Genomic DNA, 18,775 nt, shown 5'->3' with positions numbered 1-18,775 from the left:
CGAAGCTTAGCAGTCGGGGAGCTACAAGCGGCAAGTTTCTAGCTGCAAGCTAAAAGCGAAAAGCGAAAAGCTGCGCGGACCGCTTTAGCTTGCAGCTTGTAGCTAGAAACTTGCAGCTCTCAAGTATTGAGCCGCTTGTCGACGAGGTCCTGCACCACACTTGGATCAGCCAGCGTCGAAGTATCGCCAAGGCTGTCGAGCTCATTGCAGGCAATCTTGCGCAAAATCCGCCGCATGATCTTGCCCGAACGGGTCTTGGGCAATGCCGGCGCCCACTGGATCAGGTCCGGTTTGGCGAAGCTGCCGATTTCCTTGCTGACATGCGCCAGCAGGTCTTTCTTCAGCTCTTCGTTGGCCTCGGTGCCGTTCATTGGCGTCACGAATGCGTAGATGCCCTGGCCTTTGACGTCGTGGGGATAACCGACCACGGCGGCTTCGGCGATGCTGTCGTGCAGCACCAGGGCGCTTTCCACTTCGGCGGTGCCGATGCGGTGGCCGGAAACGTTGATCACGTCGTCGATGCGTCCGGTGATCCAGTAATCGCCGTCCTCGTCGCGGCGGGCGCCGTCGCCAGTGAAGTAATAGCCGGGGTAGGGTTTGAAGTAGGTGTCGATCATCCGCTGCGGATCGCCGTAGACGCTGCGAATCTGCGCCGGCCAGCTGGATTTGATCGCCAGCACGCCGCTGCCGGATCCTTTGATTTCCTTGCCGGCTTCGTCAAGCAATACCGGTTGCACGCCGAACATCGGTTGCGTCGCGCAGCCGGGTTTGATCCGTTGGGCGCTGACCAGCGGGCTGAGCATGATGCCGCCGGTTTCGGTCTGCCACCAGGTGTCGACGATCGGGCAGCGCTGTTCACCGACGGCATTGAAATACCATTCCCACGCTTCCGGGTTGATCGGCTCACCGACGCTGCCGAGCAATCTGAGGCTGGCGCGCGAAGTTTCCTTCAATGGTCCGGCGCCTTCGCGCATCAGCGCGCGCAGGGCGGTGGGCGCGGTGTAGAAAATGTTGACCTTATGCTTGTCGATGACCTGCCAGAAGCGCGAACTGCTCGGGTAGCTCGGCACGCCTTCGAACATCAGTGTGGTCGCACCGTTGGCCAGCGGCCCGTAGACGATGTAACTGTGGCCGGTAACCCAGCCGACGTCGGCGGTGCACCAGAACACTTCGCCGTCGCGGTAGTCGAGCACATATTTGAAGGTCATCGCCGCTTGCAGCAGATAGCCGCCGGTAGTGTGCAGCACGCCTTTGGGTTTGCCGGTGCTGCCGGAGGTGTAGAGGATGAACAGCGGATCTTCGGCGTCCATCGGTTCCGGCGGGCAGTCGTCGCTGACCTCGCGCACCGCCTGGTGGTACCACAGGTCACGGCCCTCGACCCAGTCGACCTGGCCCTGAGTGCGCTCTACCACCACCACGGTGCTGACGTTCGGGCAACTTTGCAGGGCTTTGTCGACGTTGTTTTTCAGCGGCACGAAGCGGCCGCCGCGCACGCCTTCATCGGCGGTGATCACGGTACGGCAGTCGGCGTCGAGAATTCGATCACGCAGGGAATCCGGGGAAAATCCGCCGAACACCACCGAATGAATCGCGCCGATTCGCACGCAGGCGAGCATGGCGTAGGCGGCTTCGGGGATCATCGGCATGTAGATGCACACCCGGTCGCCTTTCTTTACGCCACGGCTTTTCAGCACGTTGGCCAAACGGCAGACGTGGTGATGGAGTTTTTTGTAAGTGATCTGCGCCGATTCGGCAGGATCGTCGCCTTCCCAGAGCAGGGCGGTCTGCTCGCCGCGTTGTTCGAGGTGACGGTCGATGCAGTTGTAGCTGACGTTGAGCTTGCCGCCGGCAAACCAGGCGGCTTCTCCGGTTTTCAGGTCATAGCGCTGAACGGTCTGCCACGGCGTGCTCCAGTCGAGGAAACGCGTGGCCTGCTCGGCCCAGAAGGCGCTGGGGTGTTCAATCGATTCGCGGTACAGGCGCCGATACTCGTCCTGGCTCAACTGAGCGGCCTGGCGCACGGCATCGGCTTTGGGGAACGTGCTGATATCGAACATGACGGTTCCTTATTCTTGTGGTGCGACACGAATAAAGATGCGCCGAGCGCTGCACAGGTTCAAGTCATGCGCCAAAACAACTGTGGGAGCGAGCCTGTTTGCGAAGGCGCAGTGTCAGTCAACGAAGGTGTTGAATGAAGAACCGCTTTCGCGAGCAGGCTCGCTCCCACAGGGGAACAGCGTTGTGCCAGAAGGCTTTTATCAGCCGCGATGGCGCCCGCGGAAGTAGTTGATCAGGCCTTGAGTCGAGGCATCGTCAGCCACGGTCTCGTCGCTGCCGACCAGACGGTTGTAGACGCCTTTACCCAATTCCTTGCCCAGTTCCACACCCCACTGGTCGAAGGCGTTGATGCCCCAGACCACGCTTTGCACGAACACTTTGTGCTCGTACATCGCAACCAGGGCGCCGAGGCGACGCGGGCTGATGCGTTCCACCACCAAGGTGTTGCTCGGACGATTGCCCGGGATCACCTTGTGCGGCGCCAGTTTGCGCACGTCGTCTTCGCCCATGCCTTTGTCGCGCAGTTCGGCTTCGGCTTCCGGCAGGGTCTTGCCGAGCATCAGCGCCTGGCTCTGCGACAGGCAGTTGGCGTACAGCCATTGGTGATGATCGGAAACCGGGTTGAAGCTGACGATCGGCACGATGAAGTCGGCCGGGATCAGTTGGGTGCCCTGATGCAGCAGCTGGTGATAAGCGTGCTGACCATTGCAGCCGACGCCGCCCCAGATCACCGGGCCGGTATCGGTCGACACCGAGGTGCCGTCCTGACGCACGCTCTTGCCATTGGACTCCATGTCCAGCTGTTGCAAGTGCTTGGTGATGTTGCGCAGGTAGTGGTCGTACGGCAGGATCGCGTGGCTCTGCGCACCCCAGAAGTTGCCGTACCACACGCCGAGCAGGGCCAGCAGCACCGGCATGTTCTGTTCGAACGGCGCGGTCTGGAAATGCTGGTCCATGGTGTAGGCACCGGACAGCAGTTCCTTGAAGTTGGACATGCCGATGGCCAGTGCGATCGGCAAACCGATGGCCGACCACAGCGAGTAACGCCCGCCGACCCAGTCCCACATCGGGAAGATGTTTTCTTCGCGAATCCCGAAAGCCACAGCGGCGGCGTTGTTGCTCGACACAGCGATGAAGTGGCGATACAGCTCGGCTTCCGAGCCGCCCTGCGCCAGGTACCAGGCGCGTGCGGCCTGCGCGTTCTTCAGGGTTTCGAGGGTGTTGAACGACTTCGACGAAACGATGAACAGCGTGGTCTCGGCGCGCAGTTTCTGCGTCAGCTCATGGAACTCGCTGCCGTCGATGTTTGCCAGATAGTGGCAACGTACGCCTTTCTGCGCGTAGGACAGCAGTGCTTCGGACACCAGCTCAGGGCCGAGGAACGAGCCGCCGATGCCAATGTTGACCACATCGGTGATCGGCTTCTCGGTGTAACCGCGCCACAAGCCATCGTGAATTCGGCCAACCAGATCGGTGATCTGGTTCAGCACCTTGTGCACTTCCGGCATCACGTTGACGCCGTTGACCGACAGTTTGTCGCCGACCGGGCGGCGCAGGGCGGTGTGCAGTGCCGGGCGGCCTTCGGAGGCGTTGACGATTTCGCCGTCGAACAGCGCCTTGATCGCGCCCTTCAGATCGACTTCATTGGCCAGGCCCACGAGCAGGTTGCGGGTCTCGGCGTTGATCAAATTCTTCGAATAGTCGAGAAACAGACCGCAGCTACTGAGGGTGAACTGATTGAAACGCTGCGGATCGGCGTTGAAGGCTTCGCGCATGCTGAAATCCTGCATGGCTTGGCGGTGGTCTTTCAACGCTTGCCAGGCGGGCAGAGCGGTAACGTCGTGAGGAGTGCGGTAGTACGCCATCGCTGCGGTTTTCCTTTTTACTTGAACGGCCTTTTGAACACGGTACAGATCAACCACGGGTTTTAGCGCATGGGATCAACTGCGTCGACACGAGATCTGGACACAGGGCGAATACAGTAAACCTCGCGCTGCGTTCTGTCTTGACTTTGTCTGACCAGATCCCTGTACTTTTTTAACATCCGCAGAGGAATCTGGCCGACAAACGGAGGTGCCCGGAAGACTTTCGCCCAACCGGCATGCACCGGAAACACATGTGGGAGCGAGCCTGCTCGCGAAGGCGGAGTGTCAGGCAATTTATAAGTCGCTGATACACCGCTTTCGCGAGCAGGCTCGCTCCCACAGGGAAATTCGTTGCTGCTTAAATCGGGCTATCAAGATTCAGGTGCAGGTTGTCGATCAACCGCGTAGTGCCGAGGAACGCCGCCGCCAGAATCACCAGATCGCGGTCTTCCGCCGTCGCCGGACGCAAGGTCAGGCCATGACGGATCTCCAGATAGTCCGGACGCAGCCCCGCCGCTTCCAGCACCTGCAACTGCGCAGCGATCAGCGCCGGGTAATCACGCTCACCTTGCTTGATCGCTTCGGCGATAGTGCTCAGCACGCGGTAGACCACCGGCGCCACGGCGCGCTGGTCTTCACTGAGGAAGCCGTTGCGTGACGACAGCGCCAGACCGTCCGCAGCACGTACGGTTGGCTCGCCGATGATCTGGATCGGCATGTTCAGGTCATGCACCAGTGCGCGGATCACCGCCAGTTGCTGGTAATCCTTCTGGCCGAAGATCGCCAGGTCCGGTTGGACCATGTTGAACAGCTTGCTGACTACGGTCGCCACACCTTCGAAGTGCCCCGGACGGCTGGCACCACACAGGCCTTCGGACAATTGCGGCACGCTGACCCTGGTTTGGCCGGCCATGCCGTCCGGGTACATCTCTTCAACCGTCGGCGCGAACAGCAGGTCGCAACCGGCTTCGAGGAGCTTTTCCTGATCGGCGGCGAGAGTGCGCGGGTATTTGTCGAGGTCTTCGCCGGCGCCGAATTGCAGCGGGTTGACGAAAATACTCGCGACCACGAAATCCACTCGCTGCGTAGCCTTGGTGATCAATGCGACGTGGCCGCTGTGCAGGTTGCCCATGGTCGGCACGAAGCCGATGCGCTTGCCTTCACTGCGCGCGCGAGCGACGGCGGCACGCAGTTCGCGTACGGTTTTGACGGTGTTCATGCAGAGAATCCGTGTTCGATGCCGGGAAACGTGGTGGCTTTGACTTCGCTGACGTAAGCCTTCAGCGCGGCCTGGATGCTGTCCTGACCTTGCATGAAGTTCTTGACGAATTTGGGTACGCGGCCGCTGATCGACAGGCCGAGCATGTCGTGCAATACCAGCACCTGGCCGTCGGTAGCGTTGCCGGCACCGATGCCGATCACCGGAATGCCCACGGCCTGGCTGATTTCTGCCGCCAGTTCGCTCGGCACGCACTCGAGCAACAGCATGGCCGCACCGGCCTGCTCCAGCGCGATCGCATCGGCACGCATCTGCCGCGCCTGGTTCTCATTGCGGCCCTGCACTTTATAGCCACCGAGAATGTTCACTGCTTGCGGCGTCAGGCCCATGTGCGCGCACACCGGCACTCCACGTTCGGCGAGCAGACGGATCGACTCCGCCAGCCACAGCTGACCTTCGACCTTGACCATGTGCGCACCGGCCTGCATCAGCATGGCGCTGTTGTTCATGGTCTGTTCGAGGGTGGCGTTGGCCATGAACGGCAGGTCGGCGAGGATCAGGGCATCGCCATTGCCACGCTTGACGCTGGCGACGTGATAGGCCATTTCCGCCGTGGTCACTGGCAGGGTGCTGTCGTGCCCCTGCAGGACCATGCCCAGGGAGTCGCCGACCAGCAGCACTTCGACACCGGCCTCATTGCAGGCATGGGCGAAGGTCGCGTCATAGCAGGTCAGCATGGTGATTTTTTCACCTTTCTGCTTGAGGCTCTGGAGCGTGGTCAGGGTGATGGCTGGCATGTAAAAAATCCTCGTTCAGGCGCTCTGGAAACTGCTGCGAGTCACGCGCGTGATTCTTCATCTACTCAGGCGCACGGTCTTGTGTCGTGCTTTGAAAGGCCTGGATTGCGCCCGTTCATGCCGGGTTGGCGGCAGCGGGACGCCTATAGTCGTGATGAGCCAACAGGAAGTCAATTGCGTGTGTTACCGCCTTGTTACGCGGGCGGTGTTACCGGCGTTACTGATGCGATTCAGCGGCGCGGCGGGCCTGATTGGGGGGATTTTTGTCTGACAAAAACTGGAGATTGGCAGGTGACCTGTGGCGAGGGAATTTATCCCCGTTGGGTCGCGGAGCGGCCCCATGTTTGTATACGGCTTGGTCAGATTTGGGCCTGCTTCGCAGTCCAGCGGGGATAAATCCCCTCGCCACATAACCACATTTCACAGAAGATTTTTGTCAGGGCTGGGAGAGGCGTTCGAGGCCGACGAACGGGCAGGCGGCCAGCAGGTCTGTCAGCGTGCGGCCGTCGGCAAGACGCAGATCCTGCGGTGCCAGTTCAGCGAGGGGATAGAGAACGAACGCCCGCTCCTGAATCTGGTAATGCGGGACTTTCAGCCGTGGCTCGTCGATCAGGCGATCGCCGAACAGCAGAATATCCAGATCCAGGGTGCGTGGCCCCCAGCGTTCCAGACGTTCGCGGCCCTGAGCGTTTTCGATCGCCTGCAAGGCGTCGAGCAACTCGATCGGTGCGAGCGAGCTGTCGAGGGCGGCGACAGCGTTGGTGTAGCGCGGCTGGCCCGGCAACAGTGAATCGCTTTGATAAAAGGCTGAAACGCCGGCAAGACTCGTCTGCGGCAATTGCCCCAGCGCCGCGATGGCGCTGCGCAACTGGTCGGCCGGGTCAGCGAGGTTGCTGCCCAGACCAATGTAGATGCGTTCCATCGCTTACTCGCCCGTCGCGCTCGAGGCGCCGGCGCGCTTGCGCTTGGAACCGCCGCTGCGGCGACGTTTGCGTGGCGCGCCGCTGGCATCGTCACCCTTGCCGCTGAGGTCGCGGATCATGTCGCGACGCTCGCTGTCGTTGGCGTCCTGATAATCGGTCCACCATTCGCCGAGGCCATCGGTCTCCTCACCGGCGCTTTCACGCAGCAGGAGGAAATCGTAGCCGGCGCGGAAGCGCGGGTTGTCCAGCAACAGATCGGCGCGTTTGCCACTGCGCCGTGGCAGGCGTTCCTGCATGTCCCAGATTTCGCGGATCGGCATGGTGAAGCGCTTCGGAATCGCGATGCGCTGGCACTGTTCGGCAATCAGCTCGTGAGCGGCTTCCTGCATCGCCGGAATCGGCGGCATGCCACGTTCCTGCAGACGCAACACGCGGGCCGGCAGTGCCGGCCAGAGCAGGGCGGCAAACAGGAACGCCGGGGTCACCGGTTTGTTCTGCTTGATGCGCAGATCGGTGTTGGTCAGCGCTTCGCTGATCAGCGTGTGGGTGTATTCCGGGTTGTATTCCAGCGCCTCGGCACTGGCCGGGAACAGCGGGGCGAACAGTTGCAGATCAACCAACATTTCAAAGGTGATCGCGCCGTGCCCGGAGAGGAACAGCTTGAGCACTTCTTCGAACAGCCGCGCCGACGGAATCTCGCGCAGCATCGGCGCCAGCTCACGGATCGGCTGCACGGTGTGCTTCTCGATGCCGAAGTTGAGCTTGGCGGCGAAACGCACGGCCCGCAGCATGCGCACCGGGTCTTCCTGGTAACGCTGCTTCGGGTCGCCGATCAGACGGATCAGGTGATTGCGAATGTCGTGCACGCCATTGGCGTAATCGAGAATGCGCTCGCTGACCGGATCGTAATACAGAGCATTGATGGTGAAGTCGCGGCGTTGCGCGTCTTCTTCCAGGGTGCCGTAGACGTTGTCGCGCAGAATCCGCCCGCTCTCGTTGCGCGAAGACTGGTTGCTGTCTTCCTCGTCTTCGTTGACCGGGTGATTGGCGCGGAAGGTCGCGACTTCAATGATTTCGCGACCGAAATGGATGTGCACCAGTTTGAACCGGCGACCGATGATCCGCGCATTGCGGAATTCGGCACGGACCTGCTCGGGGGTGGCGCTGGTGGCGACGTCGAAATCCTTGGGCGTGATGCCCAACAGCATGTCACGCACGCAACCACCGACCAGATAAGCCTGGTAACCGGCACCTTGCAGGCGTTCGACGATATTCACCGCATAGCGGCTGAACTGCGTTTTCTGCAGCGAATGTTGGCCGCTGTTGAGCACTTCAGGGGTGCTGCGGATGTGTTGCGTACGACGCACGGGAGTTCGGAATGACTGGAACAGCTTCTTCAGCATGGGATGCACTGTTTGAAGGAATGTTCGGCCATACCAAAAGAATGACCGCATGATGGGCGCAGATTCTAGCATTTAGTCGGGGGATGGTGTAGGACGCGGCAGATATGAGCTGCAAGCCCCAAGCTACAAGGGTCCAGCGAGGAAAACGGGGGAATTTCACGGAGGGGAGAAACTACAAGGGGAGCCGAAGCTCCCCAAGAAGTAGTTGCGTGCTCTTTTTATTATTGATTCGGGCTTCTTGTTTTTGTTGAGTGCCCTCGCCACGAAGCGTTTCCTTCGTGACCCTCCCAATCGGGAGCCAAGAGCAAACGGATTGCTTTGGTCGCTGAATTGCAGTGATCTGTCGATCCAACCAGTACAGGCTCTGTCTTAGGACAGTTTTTGTTGTTCTCGGCCTGGTCGTGGGGCAAGCCCCAAATACAACGCCTCTCCAAAAGAATCAGTTAGCTGCGCCTCTCGCCGTCTTGTTTTTATTGTGCGTGAGTCGATTCGTCTTATTTTTATTGTCTTGTGCATTGCTTGTTATTGTTCTTGTACAAAACATATAGCAGGGTGCGTGCCAACTTTTGCCAAGCCCAGTAAAACAAGGGGTTAGGTCGATATAACCGTTTTGCAGGGGCGAAAAAAAGCCGGGGTTTCGTTACCGATAACCCCGGCTTCTGTTACGTGAATCGACTGCGGTAACAGTTTTTTCACATTGTCATGCGTTACCCGCGCACGCGGTGGGTAACGCTCAGCTTTCGCTGGCGACCCCGGTCTTGCGCCGTGGAATGCCCAGACGCTGGCGGCGTTCCCACAGGCATTTGCGGCTGACGCCCAGTTTGCGTGCCAGTTCGGTCTCGGTCATGTGGTCCTGATGCTCGAGGACGAAGTGCTGGAAATAGTCTTCCAGCGACAGATCCTCGGTCGGCTCATGGCTGCTGTTGCTGGCGTTACCGCCGGTTTGCGGCGGCAGACCGATGAACTCGTCGTCTTCCAGATCGCTCAGCTCGATGTCGATGCCCAGCAGGTCGGCCGAAATCTCCGGGCTTTCGCTGAGAATCACCGCGCGCTCAACCGCGTTTTCCAGCTCACGCACGTTACCGGGCCACGAATAGTGCCGGATCGCCTGTTCAGCGTCGGCAGCGAATTTCAGGTCGGTGCGATTGATCCGCGCGCTCTGGCGAGCGAGGAAGGCATTGGCGATTTCGTTGACGTCGGCGCCACGCTCGCGCAGCGGCGGCAGCTTCAGGGCAATCACGTGCAGACGGTAATAAAGGTCTTCACGGAACTGGCCGATTTTCGCCAGGCTCTTCAGATCGCGGTGCGTTGCAGCGATCAGGCGCACATCGACTTTCTGCGACTGTACCGAACCTACGCGGCGGATCTCGCCCTCCTGCAGAACCCGCAGCAAGCGAGCCTGGGCTTCGAGGGGCAGTTCGCCGATCTCATCGAGAAACAAGGTGCCGCCGTCCGCCGCTTCGACCAGACCGGCGCGACCGGCGCTGGCCCCGGTGAACGCGCCTTTCTCGTGGCCGAACAGTTCGGACTCGATGAGGCTTTCCGGAATCGCCGCGCAGTTCACCGAAATCATCGGCGCCTTGGCGCGTTTCGACAGATTGTGCAGGGCGCGGGCCACCAGTTCTTTACCGGTGCCGGACTCACCCTGAATCAATACGTTGGAATCGGTTGGCGCGACTTTGCGGATCTTGCTGTACAGGTCCTGCATCGGCGGGCAGGAGCCGATGATGCCGATTTCGCCATTGCTGTTATCCACAGCGGCTTTGCCATTGCCGGCGGCAGGCTTGCTCGCCGTGGCTTCGCCGGCAGCTGGCGCCGACTGACGATCACGCAGGATCCGTGCAACCGCCTGGAGCATTTCATCGTGGTCGAACGGCTTGGCGATGTAATCGACCGCGCCCATTTTCATCGAGTCGACCGCCGAGCGCAGGCTGGCGTAACTGGTCATGATCAGCACCGGTGTGCCTTGCCCGAGCTTGATCAGCTCGGTGCCCGGAGCGCCCGGCAGGCGCAGGTCGCTGACGATCAGATCGAACGTAGGAATGGTGAAGCGTTCTTGTGCTTCCTGCACTGATCCGGCTTCGCTGACCTGGTACTGGTTGCGTTCCAGCAGGCGGCGCAAGGCGGAGCGGATAATGGTTTCGTCTTCGACGATCAAAATGTGCGGCATTGATTCGATACTCTCGACGGTCTCAGTTCACAGCGGACGTCGCTTCGACATGACGCGGTAAGGTCACCCGGATACGGGTGCCGCGTTGGCTTTGTACATCAGCCGGGCTGTCGATGGTGATTTGTCCATAATGCTCTTCAACGATGGAATAGACCAGTGCAAGGCCCAGACCGGTGCCTTCACCCGGATCCTTGGTGGTGAAGAAAGGTTCGAACAATCGGTCCATGATGCTCGACGGAATACCGCTGCCTTCGTCTTCGACGATCAGATCGACCGTGTGTTCGCCGGCTTCGCTCTTGACCCGTACCGCACTGTGCGGCGGCGAGGCGTCGCGGGCGTTGGAGAGCAGATTGATCAGCACCTGGGCGAGCCGTTGCGGGTCGCCTTCGACCCAATGATCGGGATCGCACAGGTTGTAGAACTGCACTTCGAAATTGCGCCGGTTCAGCGCCAGCAGGCCGATGGCATCCTGCGCGACTTCGGCCAGACACACCGGTTCGTCGTTGTGCTGATGACTGCCGGCATGGGCGAAGCTCATCAGCGACTGGACGATGCGCGAGACGCGTTTGGTCTGCTCGAGAATCTGCCCGCTGATTTCCGTCAGCTCGCCGTCGTCTTCGCGCTCTTCGCGCAGGTTCTGCGCCAGGCAGGCGATGCCGGTGATCGGGTTGCCGATTTCGTGGGCCACCCCCGCTGCGAGTCGACCGATGCTGGCCAGCCGTTCGGAATGCACCAGTTTATCTTCGAGCATCTGCGTTTCGGTCAAATCCTCGACCAGTAACACCAGGCCACTGTTACCCGGTGCCAACGGCTCGTCGATTGCCGCTTTGTGCAGATTCAGCCAGCGGGTCTGACCATCGAGCGCCAGATGCTGTTTGTGCAAATGCTCGTCGGGCAGGTTGATGAAGCCTTGCAGCAACTCTTTCCATGGGTTGGCGATGGTACTCAGGCGCGAACCGACCACTCGCTGCGCGGCGATGCCGGTAAGCTCTTCCATGGCCTTGTTCCACATCAGGATCTCCTGATCCTTGGCCAGCGAGCAGACGCCCATCGGCAGTTCCTGCAAGGTCTGGCGGTGGTAGCGGCGCAGGGCGTCGAGCTCGGCGGCCAGGCCGGTGAGGCGCGAGTGGTAATCCTCGAGACGGCTTTCAATGAAGTGAATGTCTTCGGTGACGTAGTTTTCGCCGCCAGCCTTGTAGGGCAGGAAGGTTTCCACCATATCCTGCGCAACGCTCGGACCCATCAGGCCGGACAGGTTGGCCTCGATGCGGTCGCGCAACCGGCGCAAGGCATACGGCCGGCGTTCATCGAAGGGCAGATACAAGTCGCGCAGCGCTTGCTCGACTTCTTTCTGCGCAGCCTTGGCACCCAGCGGCTTGGCCAGCTGCGTGGCGAACTCCTGCGGCGAGGCGGCGTGCAGTTCGCGGCGTTGCGGGCGGCGCACGTTGTCCACGGCGCAGGCTTCGGCGGCGCTGGCTTCTTCCGGGCTGGCGTTGGTGAACAGCGAGATCAGGGTGAACATCAACACGTTGGCGGCCAGCGAGGCGATGGCCGCCATGTGCCAACTGGTGTCGTCGAGCACGTAGATCATGTTCAGCAGCGGGATATAGAAACCCTGCAGATTGCCGACCAGCGGCAGCAGCATGGTCACCACCCAGACCGTGATCCCCGCCAGCAGACCGGCAATGAAACCGCGGCGGTTGGCGGTCGGCCAGTACAGCACCGACAACACCCCGGGCAGAAATTGCAGGGTCGCAACGAACGCGACGATGCCGAGGTTGGCCAGATCCTGTTCGACGCCGAGCATCAGGTAGAAACCGAAACCGGCCATGATGATCGCCACGATCAGCGCCCGACGGGTCCATTTCAGCCAGCGGTAGATGTTGCCTTCGGCCGGCGGTTGATAAAGCGGCAGCACCAGATGGTTCAGCGCCATGCCCGACAAGGCCAGGGTGGTGACGATGATCAGGCCACTGGCGGCGGACAGGCCACCGACGTAGGCAAGCAAGGCCAACGGTTTGCTGTTGGCGGCGATGCCGATGCCGAGGGTGAAATATTCCGGGTCTGTGGTGGCGCCGAGTTTCAGTCCGGCCCAGAGAATCAGCGGTACGGCAAGACTCATCAACAGCAGAAACAACGGCAGGCCCCAACTGGCGCTGACCAGCGAGCGCGGGTTGAGGTTTTCCGTAAAGGTCATGTGATACATGTGCGGCATCACGATCGCCGAGGCGAAGAACACCAGCAGCAGCGTGCGCCACGGGCCTTCCTGCAACGGCGTGTGCAGGGCGGCGAGGGCCGTCTGGTTTTGCAGCAGCCACAGTTCGAGCTGTTGCGGGCCGTCGAATACGCCATACAGCGCATACAGGCCAACGCCGCCGAGGGCGATCAGTTTGATGATCGACTCAAAGGCAATCGCGAACACCAGCCCTTCGTGTTTCTCGCGCGTGGCGATATGCCGGGAACCGAAGAAGATTGTGAACAGAATGATCAGCGCACAGAACGCCAGCGCCACGCGGCTCTGCACGCGTTCGCCGGTGAGGATGCCGATCGAGTCGGCCACTGCCTGAATCTGCAGGGCAAGCAATGGCAAGACGCCAATCAGCATGAAAATCGTGGTCAGCGCGCCGGCCCAGGTGCTGCGAAAGCGGAAGGCAAACAGATCGGCCAGCGACGACAGTTGATAGGTGCGGGTGATCTTCAGGATCGGATAAAGCAGCACCGGCGCCAGCAGGAATGCACCGGACACGCCGAGATAACTGGACAGAAAGCCGTAACCGTACTGATAGGCCAGGCCCACCGTGCCGTAGAACGCCCAGGCACTGGCGTAAACCCCCAGCGACAGGGTGTAGGTCAACGGGTGGCGAATGATCGCGCGCGGGATCATGCCCCGTTCGCTGACCCAGGCAACGCCGAACAGCGCCGCCAGGTACGCGGCGCTGATCAGGATCATCTGGGTCAGGCTAAAGCTCATCGGCATCTTTTTGGCTCTGCAGGATGAAGGTCACGACAATCAGGATCAGCCAGAGCAGATAAGGGCGATACCAGGCGCCCGTCGCGTCGATCCACCAATCCATGATGGCGGGGGAGAACAGGTAGATCCCGACGACCAAAAGCAGGACCAAGCGATAGATGTACATCCCGGCCTCTCTTTTTTATGCGCGTGCCCGAAAACGTGCGGCGATGGTAACGGATGGGCGCGCGACTGCAAGTGTCGTCATTGCAGTTGCGCTTCGGGCAGGGTCAGTGTGCGCGGTATCTTGGCAGCATCCCAATGTGCGCTGCCCCAGGCCAGCAGTTCGCGCGGCGAAGCGTGAGCCAGTTCGGTGCCGGGATGCTGCCCCAGCGCGCGCAAGGCCCGCAGCAGCAACGGCGTGGCCTGATCGGCTTCGAGCGGCGGCGAACGGTAGGACTTGCCGAGTTTGTTGCCGTCCGGCTGGGTGATCAGCGGCAGGTGCAGATAGCGCGGCTGTTTCAGGCCGAGCAGTTCTTGCAGGTACAGCTGACGCGGCGTCGAATCGAGCAGATCGGCGCCGCGCACAATATCGGTAATGCCTTGCCAGGCGTCGTCGAGCACCACCGCCAATTGATAAGCGTAGAGACCATCGCGCCGACGGATGACGAAGTCGCCGACGTCGCGGCCCAGGTGCTGACGGTATTCGCCCTGCACGCGATCGATGAAGTGGTATTCCAGCTCCGGCACGCGCAGGCGGATCGCGGCGTCGTGCTGATCATGGCCGGCATTGCGGCAAAACCCCGGATAAATCCCGTGATACGGCTCCAGTTGTTTGCGCGAGCAGGTGCAGGCGTAGGCCAGACCGTGGTTGAACAGGCTGTCGAGCACTTCGGCATAAGCCGCGTGCCGATCGCTCTGGCGGACCATTTCGCCGTCCCATTCGAAGCCGTAACTTTCCAGCGCCTTGAGAATCGCCGCTTGCGCACCGGGCTCTTCGCGCGGCGGATCGAGATCTTCCATGCGCACCAGCCAGCGCCCACCGACGGAGCGGGCGTCGAGGTAAGACGCCAACGCAGCGACCAGCGAACCGAAGTGCAGGTGGCCACTGGGGGTAGGGGCGAAGCGGCCGATGTAGGCGGGGGATTTGGCAGTCATGGAGGCGATAAAGGCTATTCAGAATTTGAGCAGGTTACCTCTGTGGGAGCGAGCCTGCTCGCGAAAGCTGTGTCAGTCATGAAAGAGTTATCTGAGAGGACGCTTTCGCGAGCAGGCTCGCTCCCACAGAGGCAGACGCAGGTTCCGCGGGCAAAACACAGAAACAAAAACGGAGCGTTCACACGCTCCGTTTTTCGTTCAGGCCGAGATTACTTGCCGACCTGCTTTTCCTTGATTTCCGCCAGGGTCTTGCAGTCGATGCACAGATCCGCGGTCGGACGGGCTTCGAGGCGCTTGACGCCAATCTCGATGCCGCAGGACTCGCACCAGCCGTACTCTTCGTCTTCGATCAACTGCAGGGTCTTGTCGATTTTTTTGATCAGCTTGCGCTCGCGGTCGCGGGCGCGCAGTTCGAGGGAGAACTCTTCTTCCTGGCTGGCACGGTCGGCCGGGTCAGGGAAGTTGGCCGCTTCGTCTTTCATGTGGTCAACCGTACGGTCGACTTCCTGCATCAAGTCCAGTTTCCACTTGTTCAGGATCTTGGTGAAGTGCGCGCGCATCGGAGCGCCCATGTACTCTTCACCCGCCTTCTGAACGTAAGGTTCGAAGCCGCTGATCGACGTTTGCTGCTGTTGCTTTGCTTGGGTGGGCATGAAATGGACCGCCTCTACTCTTGTAATCCATTGCGCAGGATTGCTCCATCACCGACACCTGCCGGCCCTGCGGCTGCAAGCGGGCGAACTTACCAGATCAAATCAGCCTGCGCTACTCCCGGATGTCGAGCCCCCGGCGGGTGGCGCTTGCAGATGTCTGACAAGCCGTGTCTGTGGGAAGGGAGACCTGTTCAATCACTGATTTTAGTCAATCCTGGAGCGTACGTTCAGATCGTTACAGTCCAGCGTTCTTGAGGCTGTGACCTTCACGGGTTCTCGCTCGTTCCGGCAGACAGGTAGAATCGTCTCTTTTTTCCGTCGAAGGCATTCCAATGGCCCCCTACAGTGCGCGCAGTCGTGCGATCGAACCGTTCCATGTGATGGCGCTGCTGGCGCGGGCCAATGAATTGCAGGCCGAAGGCCACGACGTGATCCATCTGGAAATCGGTGAGCCGGACTTCACCACCGCCGAGCCGATCATTCGCGCCGGACAAGCTGCGTTGACGGCGGGCAAGACCCGCTACACCGCCGCCCGTGGCATTCCCGAACTGCGCGAGGCGATCGCCGGTTTCTACCAATCGCGTTACGGCCTGAATATCGACCCACGGCGGATTCTGATCACGCCGGGCGGCTCCGGCGCGTTGTTGCTGGCCAGTGCCCTGTTGGTCGATCCGGGTAAACACTGGCTGCTCGCCGACCCGGGCTACCCGTGCAATCGGCATTTCTTGCGGCTGGTCGAAGGCGCGGCGCAATTGGTGCCGGTCGGGCCGGAGGTGCGTTATCAACTGACCCCGGATCTGGTGGCGCGGCACTGGGACCACGACAGTGTCGGCGCCCTCGTCGCTTCGCCGGCCAACCCGACCGGAACCCTGCTGACCCGTGATGAACTGGGCGGACTGTCCACAGCGATCAAGGCCCGACACGGGCACTTGGTGGTGGATGAGATCTACCACGGCCTGACCTACGGCACTGATGCTGCCAGTGTGCTGGAAGTCGATGACGGCGCTTTTGTCCTCAACAGTTTCTCCAAGTATTTCGGCATGACCGGTTGGCGCCTGGGCTGGCTGGTGGCGCCAGACGCGGCGGTCAGCGAATTGGAAAAGCTTGCGCAGAACCTCTACATCAGCGCGCCGAGCATGGCGCAATACGCTGCGCTGGCCTGTTTCGAGCCCGCCACCATTGCGATTCTCGAAGAGCGCCGCGCCGAGTTTGCGCGCCGTCGCGATTTTCTCCTGCCGGCGCTGCGTGAACTTGGTTTCAACATTGCCGTTGAGCCTGAAGGTGCGTTTTATCTGTACGCCGATATCAGCCGTTTCGGCGGCGATGCCTTCGCGTTCTGCCGGCATTTCCTCGAAACCGAGCACGTCGCCTTTACGCCGGGACTGGATTTCGGTCGTTATCAGGCCGGTCATCACGTGCGCTTCGCTTACACACAAAACCTCGCACGTTTGCAGGAAGCGGTGGAGCGCATCGCGCGCGGCTTGAAGAGCTGGCAAGGCTGATGCGCTTTTATCCTGCTCTGGAAGAAGCGCGGCTGATTCGTCGTTACAAGCGTTTTCTCGCTGATATCGAGACCGTTAGCGGCGAGTTGCTGACCATTCACTGCCCGAATACCGGTTCGATGCTCAATTGCCAGGTCGAGGGCGGGCAGGTCTGGTTCAGCCGCTCCAACGACCCTAAACGCAAGTTGCCCGGCACTTGGGAAATTGGCGAAACACCGCAGGGCCGGCTGTTTTGCGTCAACACCGGGCGGGCGAATGGGCTGGTTGAAGAAGCCTTGCAGGCTGGCGTGATTACCGAGTTGAACGGCTTTACCGCGTTAAAGCGTGAGGTTGCCTACGGACAGGAAAAAAGCCGCATCGACTTCCGCCTCGAATACCCCAGCGGACCGGCGTATGTCGAAGTCAAAAGCGTCACCCTCGGCTTCGACGGCACTGCGGTGGCGGCGTTTCCCGATGCGGTGACCCAGCGCGGCGCCAAACATCTGCGCGAGCTGGCGCATCTGGCGCGCGACGGCATTCGGGCGGTGCAGTTGTACTGCGTGAACCTCACCGGCATCGATGCCGTGCGCCCGGCCGAGGAAATCGATTGGGCTTACGCCGAGGCGCTGCGTGAAGCGGTTGCTTGCGGTGTCGAGGTGTTGGCGTATGGCGTGCGCCTGGACCATGAAGAGATGGTCATCGACCGCCGACTCGACGTGCGGCTCAACGGTTAAACGTCGATCCACACGCCTTGTGTATCCTCCCGGCATTCAATTGCCGTGAGCGACTGCCCGGCGCAGGGGCCGGCGACGCATTCGCCGTTCTCGATCAGAAACAGTGCGCCATGGGTGGCGCACTGGATCAGGCTGTTGCTCGGATCGAGAAACTGGTCGGGCTGCCATTCCAGCCCGACACCCCGGTGCGGGCAGCGATTGAAATAGACAAAGACTTGGCCACCTCGACGCACGGCAAACAGCTTTTTGCCTTCGATTTCGAAACCGCGACTGCCAGCTTCGGCCAGATCGCTGCCGGCGCAGAGAAACTTCATGGCTATCCTCTAATGTCCGCTCGTGTCGGGATACGTCCGAGCTTGACGTTCAAATGCAAACAATTATCAAATGGCGACCTTCTCCCACAGGGAGTCTGGCCGTTGCCGAGGATACTTGGCTCGCTGCGCCGATGCCCGGGAAACCTTGTTCAAGGAAGCTGTGTATGCGCCTGAAAACCCGCGTTGCCGTGCTGTGCGCCGGCCTTTTGCTCTGCCATCAGGCGGCTGCGGCGGATTTACCGCAACGCTGGGTCAGCGCCGGTGGCGCGCTGTCGGAATGGGTCAGCGCACTGGGCGGCGAGTCGAAGCTGGTGGGGGTCGATACCACCAGCCAGCATCCCGAATCGTTGCAGGCGCTGCCGAGTATTGGTTATCAGCGCAGCCTGTCGGCCGAAGGCATCTTGAGCCTGCGTCCGGACATTCTGATCGGTACCGAAGAAATGGGGCCGCCGCCGGTTCTGGCGCAAGTCAAAGCAGCCAAGGTAAAGGTCGAGTTGTTTTCAGCCCAGCCTGATCTGCCGACGCTGGAAAAGAATGTCACTCATCTGGGCCAGTTGCTCGGTGCGCAAGAGAAGGCTGCGCAGTTGCTGGAGAATTATCAACAGCAGCTCCAGGCGCAGACAGTGCGAGTTGCCCAAGTGCAAACCACACAGAAAGCCCCCGGTGTGTTGCTGCTGCTCGGGCACGCCGGCGGCAAGCCGTTGATCGCCGGCAAGGACACCGCAGCCGATTGGCTGCTGCAACAGGCCGGCGGGCACAACCTTGCTACTCATACCGGCTACAAACCGTTTTCTGTCGAATCCCTCGCCAGCCTCGATCCCGAAGTGCTGGTGTTCGCTGACCGAGCGTTGACCGGTGAGGCGGCAAAAGCCGCGTTGTTCAAGGAAAACCCCATCCTCAATTCCAGCCGCGCGGCCAAAAGCGGGCGGGTGATGGAGCTGGACCCGACGCTGCTGGTTGGCGGTCTCGGGCCACGGTTGCCGGCTGCTTTGCAAACCCTGACGGACGGTTTCTACCCGGCCAAGGGCGGCCAATGACCACACTGGTCAA

Annotated in this window: 15 protein-coding genes; 3 read left to right on the top strand and 12 right to left on the bottom strand. The window is 60.8% G+C overall.

Going from position 1 to position 18,775, the window contains the following annotated elements; genetic code table 11:
• Nucleotides 1-119 precede the first annotated feature (119 nt).
• The 11 genes from acs to dksA form a co-directional block, all read right to left on the bottom strand.
• Nucleotides 120-2,057 (bottom strand): acetate--CoA ligase, encoded by a 1,938-nt coding sequence (acs, locus tag NF676_RS22995; RefSeq protein ID WP_252886813.1) that lies wholly within the window; start codon nucleotides 2,055-2,057, stop codon nucleotides 120-122.
• Between the two features lie 201 nt (nucleotides 2,058-2,258).
• Nucleotides 2,259-3,923, bottom strand: coding sequence for a glucose-6-phosphate isomerase (gene pgi / locus NF676_RS22990; protein WP_016773160.1), 1,665 nt, complete (start codon nucleotides 3,921-3,923; stop codon nucleotides 2,259-2,261).
• A gap of 358 nt (nucleotides 3,924-4,281) precedes the next feature.
• Nucleotides 4,282-5,142: a pantoate--beta-alanine ligase gene (gene panC, locus NF676_RS22985; RefSeq protein WP_252886812.1), complete on the bottom strand. Its 861-nt coding sequence runs from the start codon at nucleotides 5,140-5,142 to the stop codon at nucleotides 4,282-4,284.
• Nucleotides 5,139-5,939, bottom strand: coding sequence for a 3-methyl-2-oxobutanoate hydroxymethyltransferase (gene panB, locus NF676_RS22980; protein WP_150638516.1), 801 nt, complete (start codon nucleotides 5,937-5,939; stop codon nucleotides 5,139-5,141). The genes panC and panB overlap by 4 nt, the downstream gene beginning before the upstream one ends.
• A 436-nt stretch (nucleotides 5,940-6,375) precedes the next feature.
• Nucleotides 6,376-6,861 carry a 2-amino-4-hydroxy-6-hydroxymethyldihydropteridine diphosphokinase gene (folK, locus tag NF676_RS22975; protein ID WP_136494031.1) on the bottom strand — a complete coding sequence of 162 codons (486 nt, stop codon included), beginning with the start codon at nucleotides 6,859-6,861 and terminating at the stop codon, nucleotides 6,376-6,378.
• 3 nt (nucleotides 6,862-6,864) lie between these two features.
• Nucleotides 6,865-8,265, bottom strand: coding sequence for a polynucleotide adenylyltransferase PcnB (locus NF676_RS22970; protein ID WP_039761624.1), 1,401 nt, complete (start codon nucleotides 8,263-8,265; stop codon nucleotides 6,865-6,867).
• Between the two features lie 733 nt (nucleotides 8,266-8,998).
• A complete protein-coding gene (locus NF676_RS22965) occupies nucleotides 8,999-10,435 on the bottom strand; it encodes a sigma-54-dependent transcriptional regulator (protein ID WP_039761623.1) in 1,437 nt (478 codons plus the stop codon).
• Between the two features lie 22 nt (nucleotides 10,436-10,457).
• Nucleotides 10,458-13,412 carry a sensor histidine kinase gene (locus tag NF676_RS22960; protein WP_024014332.1) on the bottom strand — a complete coding sequence of 985 codons (2,955 nt, stop codon included), beginning with the start codon at nucleotides 13,410-13,412 and terminating at the stop codon, nucleotides 10,458-10,460.
• Nucleotides 13,396-13,572 (bottom strand): hypothetical protein, encoded by a 177-nt coding sequence (locus NF676_RS22955; RefSeq protein ID WP_003176118.1) that lies wholly within the window; start codon nucleotides 13,570-13,572, stop codon nucleotides 13,396-13,398. Before NF676_RS22955 ends, NF676_RS22960 begins: the two co-directional genes overlap by 17 nt.
• Before the next feature lie 77 nt (nucleotides 13,573-13,649).
• Nucleotides 13,650-14,543, bottom strand: a complete 894-nt coding sequence (gluQRS, locus tag NF676_RS22950) for a tRNA glutamyl-Q(34) synthetase GluQRS (RefSeq protein WP_252886811.1) — start codon at nucleotides 14,541-14,543, stop codon at nucleotides 13,650-13,652.
• A 209-nt stretch (nucleotides 14,544-14,752) separates the two neighbouring features.
• Nucleotides 14,753-15,196: an RNA polymerase-binding protein DksA gene (gene dksA / locus NF676_RS22945; RefSeq protein ID WP_041477831.1), complete on the bottom strand. Its 444-nt coding sequence runs from the start codon at nucleotides 15,194-15,196 to the stop codon at nucleotides 14,753-14,755.
• A 332-nt stretch (nucleotides 15,197-15,528) separates the two neighbouring features.
• Between dksA and NF676_RS22940 the strand changes: the two genes are divergently transcribed.
• The gene (locus NF676_RS22940) at nucleotides 15,529-16,698 is read left to right on the top strand and encodes a pyridoxal phosphate-dependent aminotransferase (protein WP_056790414.1); all 1,170 of its coding nucleotides are present in this window, start codon (nucleotides 15,529-15,531) and stop codon (nucleotides 16,696-16,698) included.
• Nucleotides 16,698-17,411 (top strand): DNA/RNA nuclease SfsA, encoded by a 714-nt coding sequence (gene sfsA / locus NF676_RS22935; RefSeq protein ID WP_024014329.1) that lies wholly within the window; start codon nucleotides 16,698-16,700, stop codon nucleotides 17,409-17,411. Before NF676_RS22940 ends, sfsA begins: the two co-directional genes overlap by 1 nt.
• Here sfsA and NF676_RS22930 read toward each other — a convergent pair.
• Nucleotides 17,408-17,725, bottom strand: coding sequence for a Rieske (2Fe-2S) protein (locus NF676_RS22930; RefSeq protein ID WP_122506697.1), 318 nt, complete (start codon nucleotides 17,723-17,725; stop codon nucleotides 17,408-17,410). The two genes, sfsA and NF676_RS22930, sit on opposite strands and share 4 nt — an antisense overlap.
• A 164-nt stretch (nucleotides 17,726-17,889) precedes the next feature.
• On the opposite strand from NF676_RS22930, the gene NF676_RS22925 reads away from it, so the two are divergent.
• Complete coding sequence (locus tag NF676_RS22925; RefSeq protein ID WP_150742232.1) at nucleotides 17,890-18,762, top strand: heme/hemin ABC transporter substrate-binding protein; 873 nt, start codon at nucleotides 17,890-17,892, stop codon at nucleotides 18,760-18,762.
• Nucleotides 18,763-18,775 lie beyond the last annotated feature (13 nt).

The organism is Pseudomonas siliginis (genome assembly GCF_024072275.1).
Lineage (GTDB): Bacteria > Pseudomonadota > Gammaproteobacteria > Pseudomonadales > Pseudomonadaceae > Aquipseudomonas > Aquipseudomonas siliginis.
The sequence above is the reverse complement of the archived record's forward strand: the minus strand, read 5'-3'. Positions and strand labels throughout refer to the sequence as shown.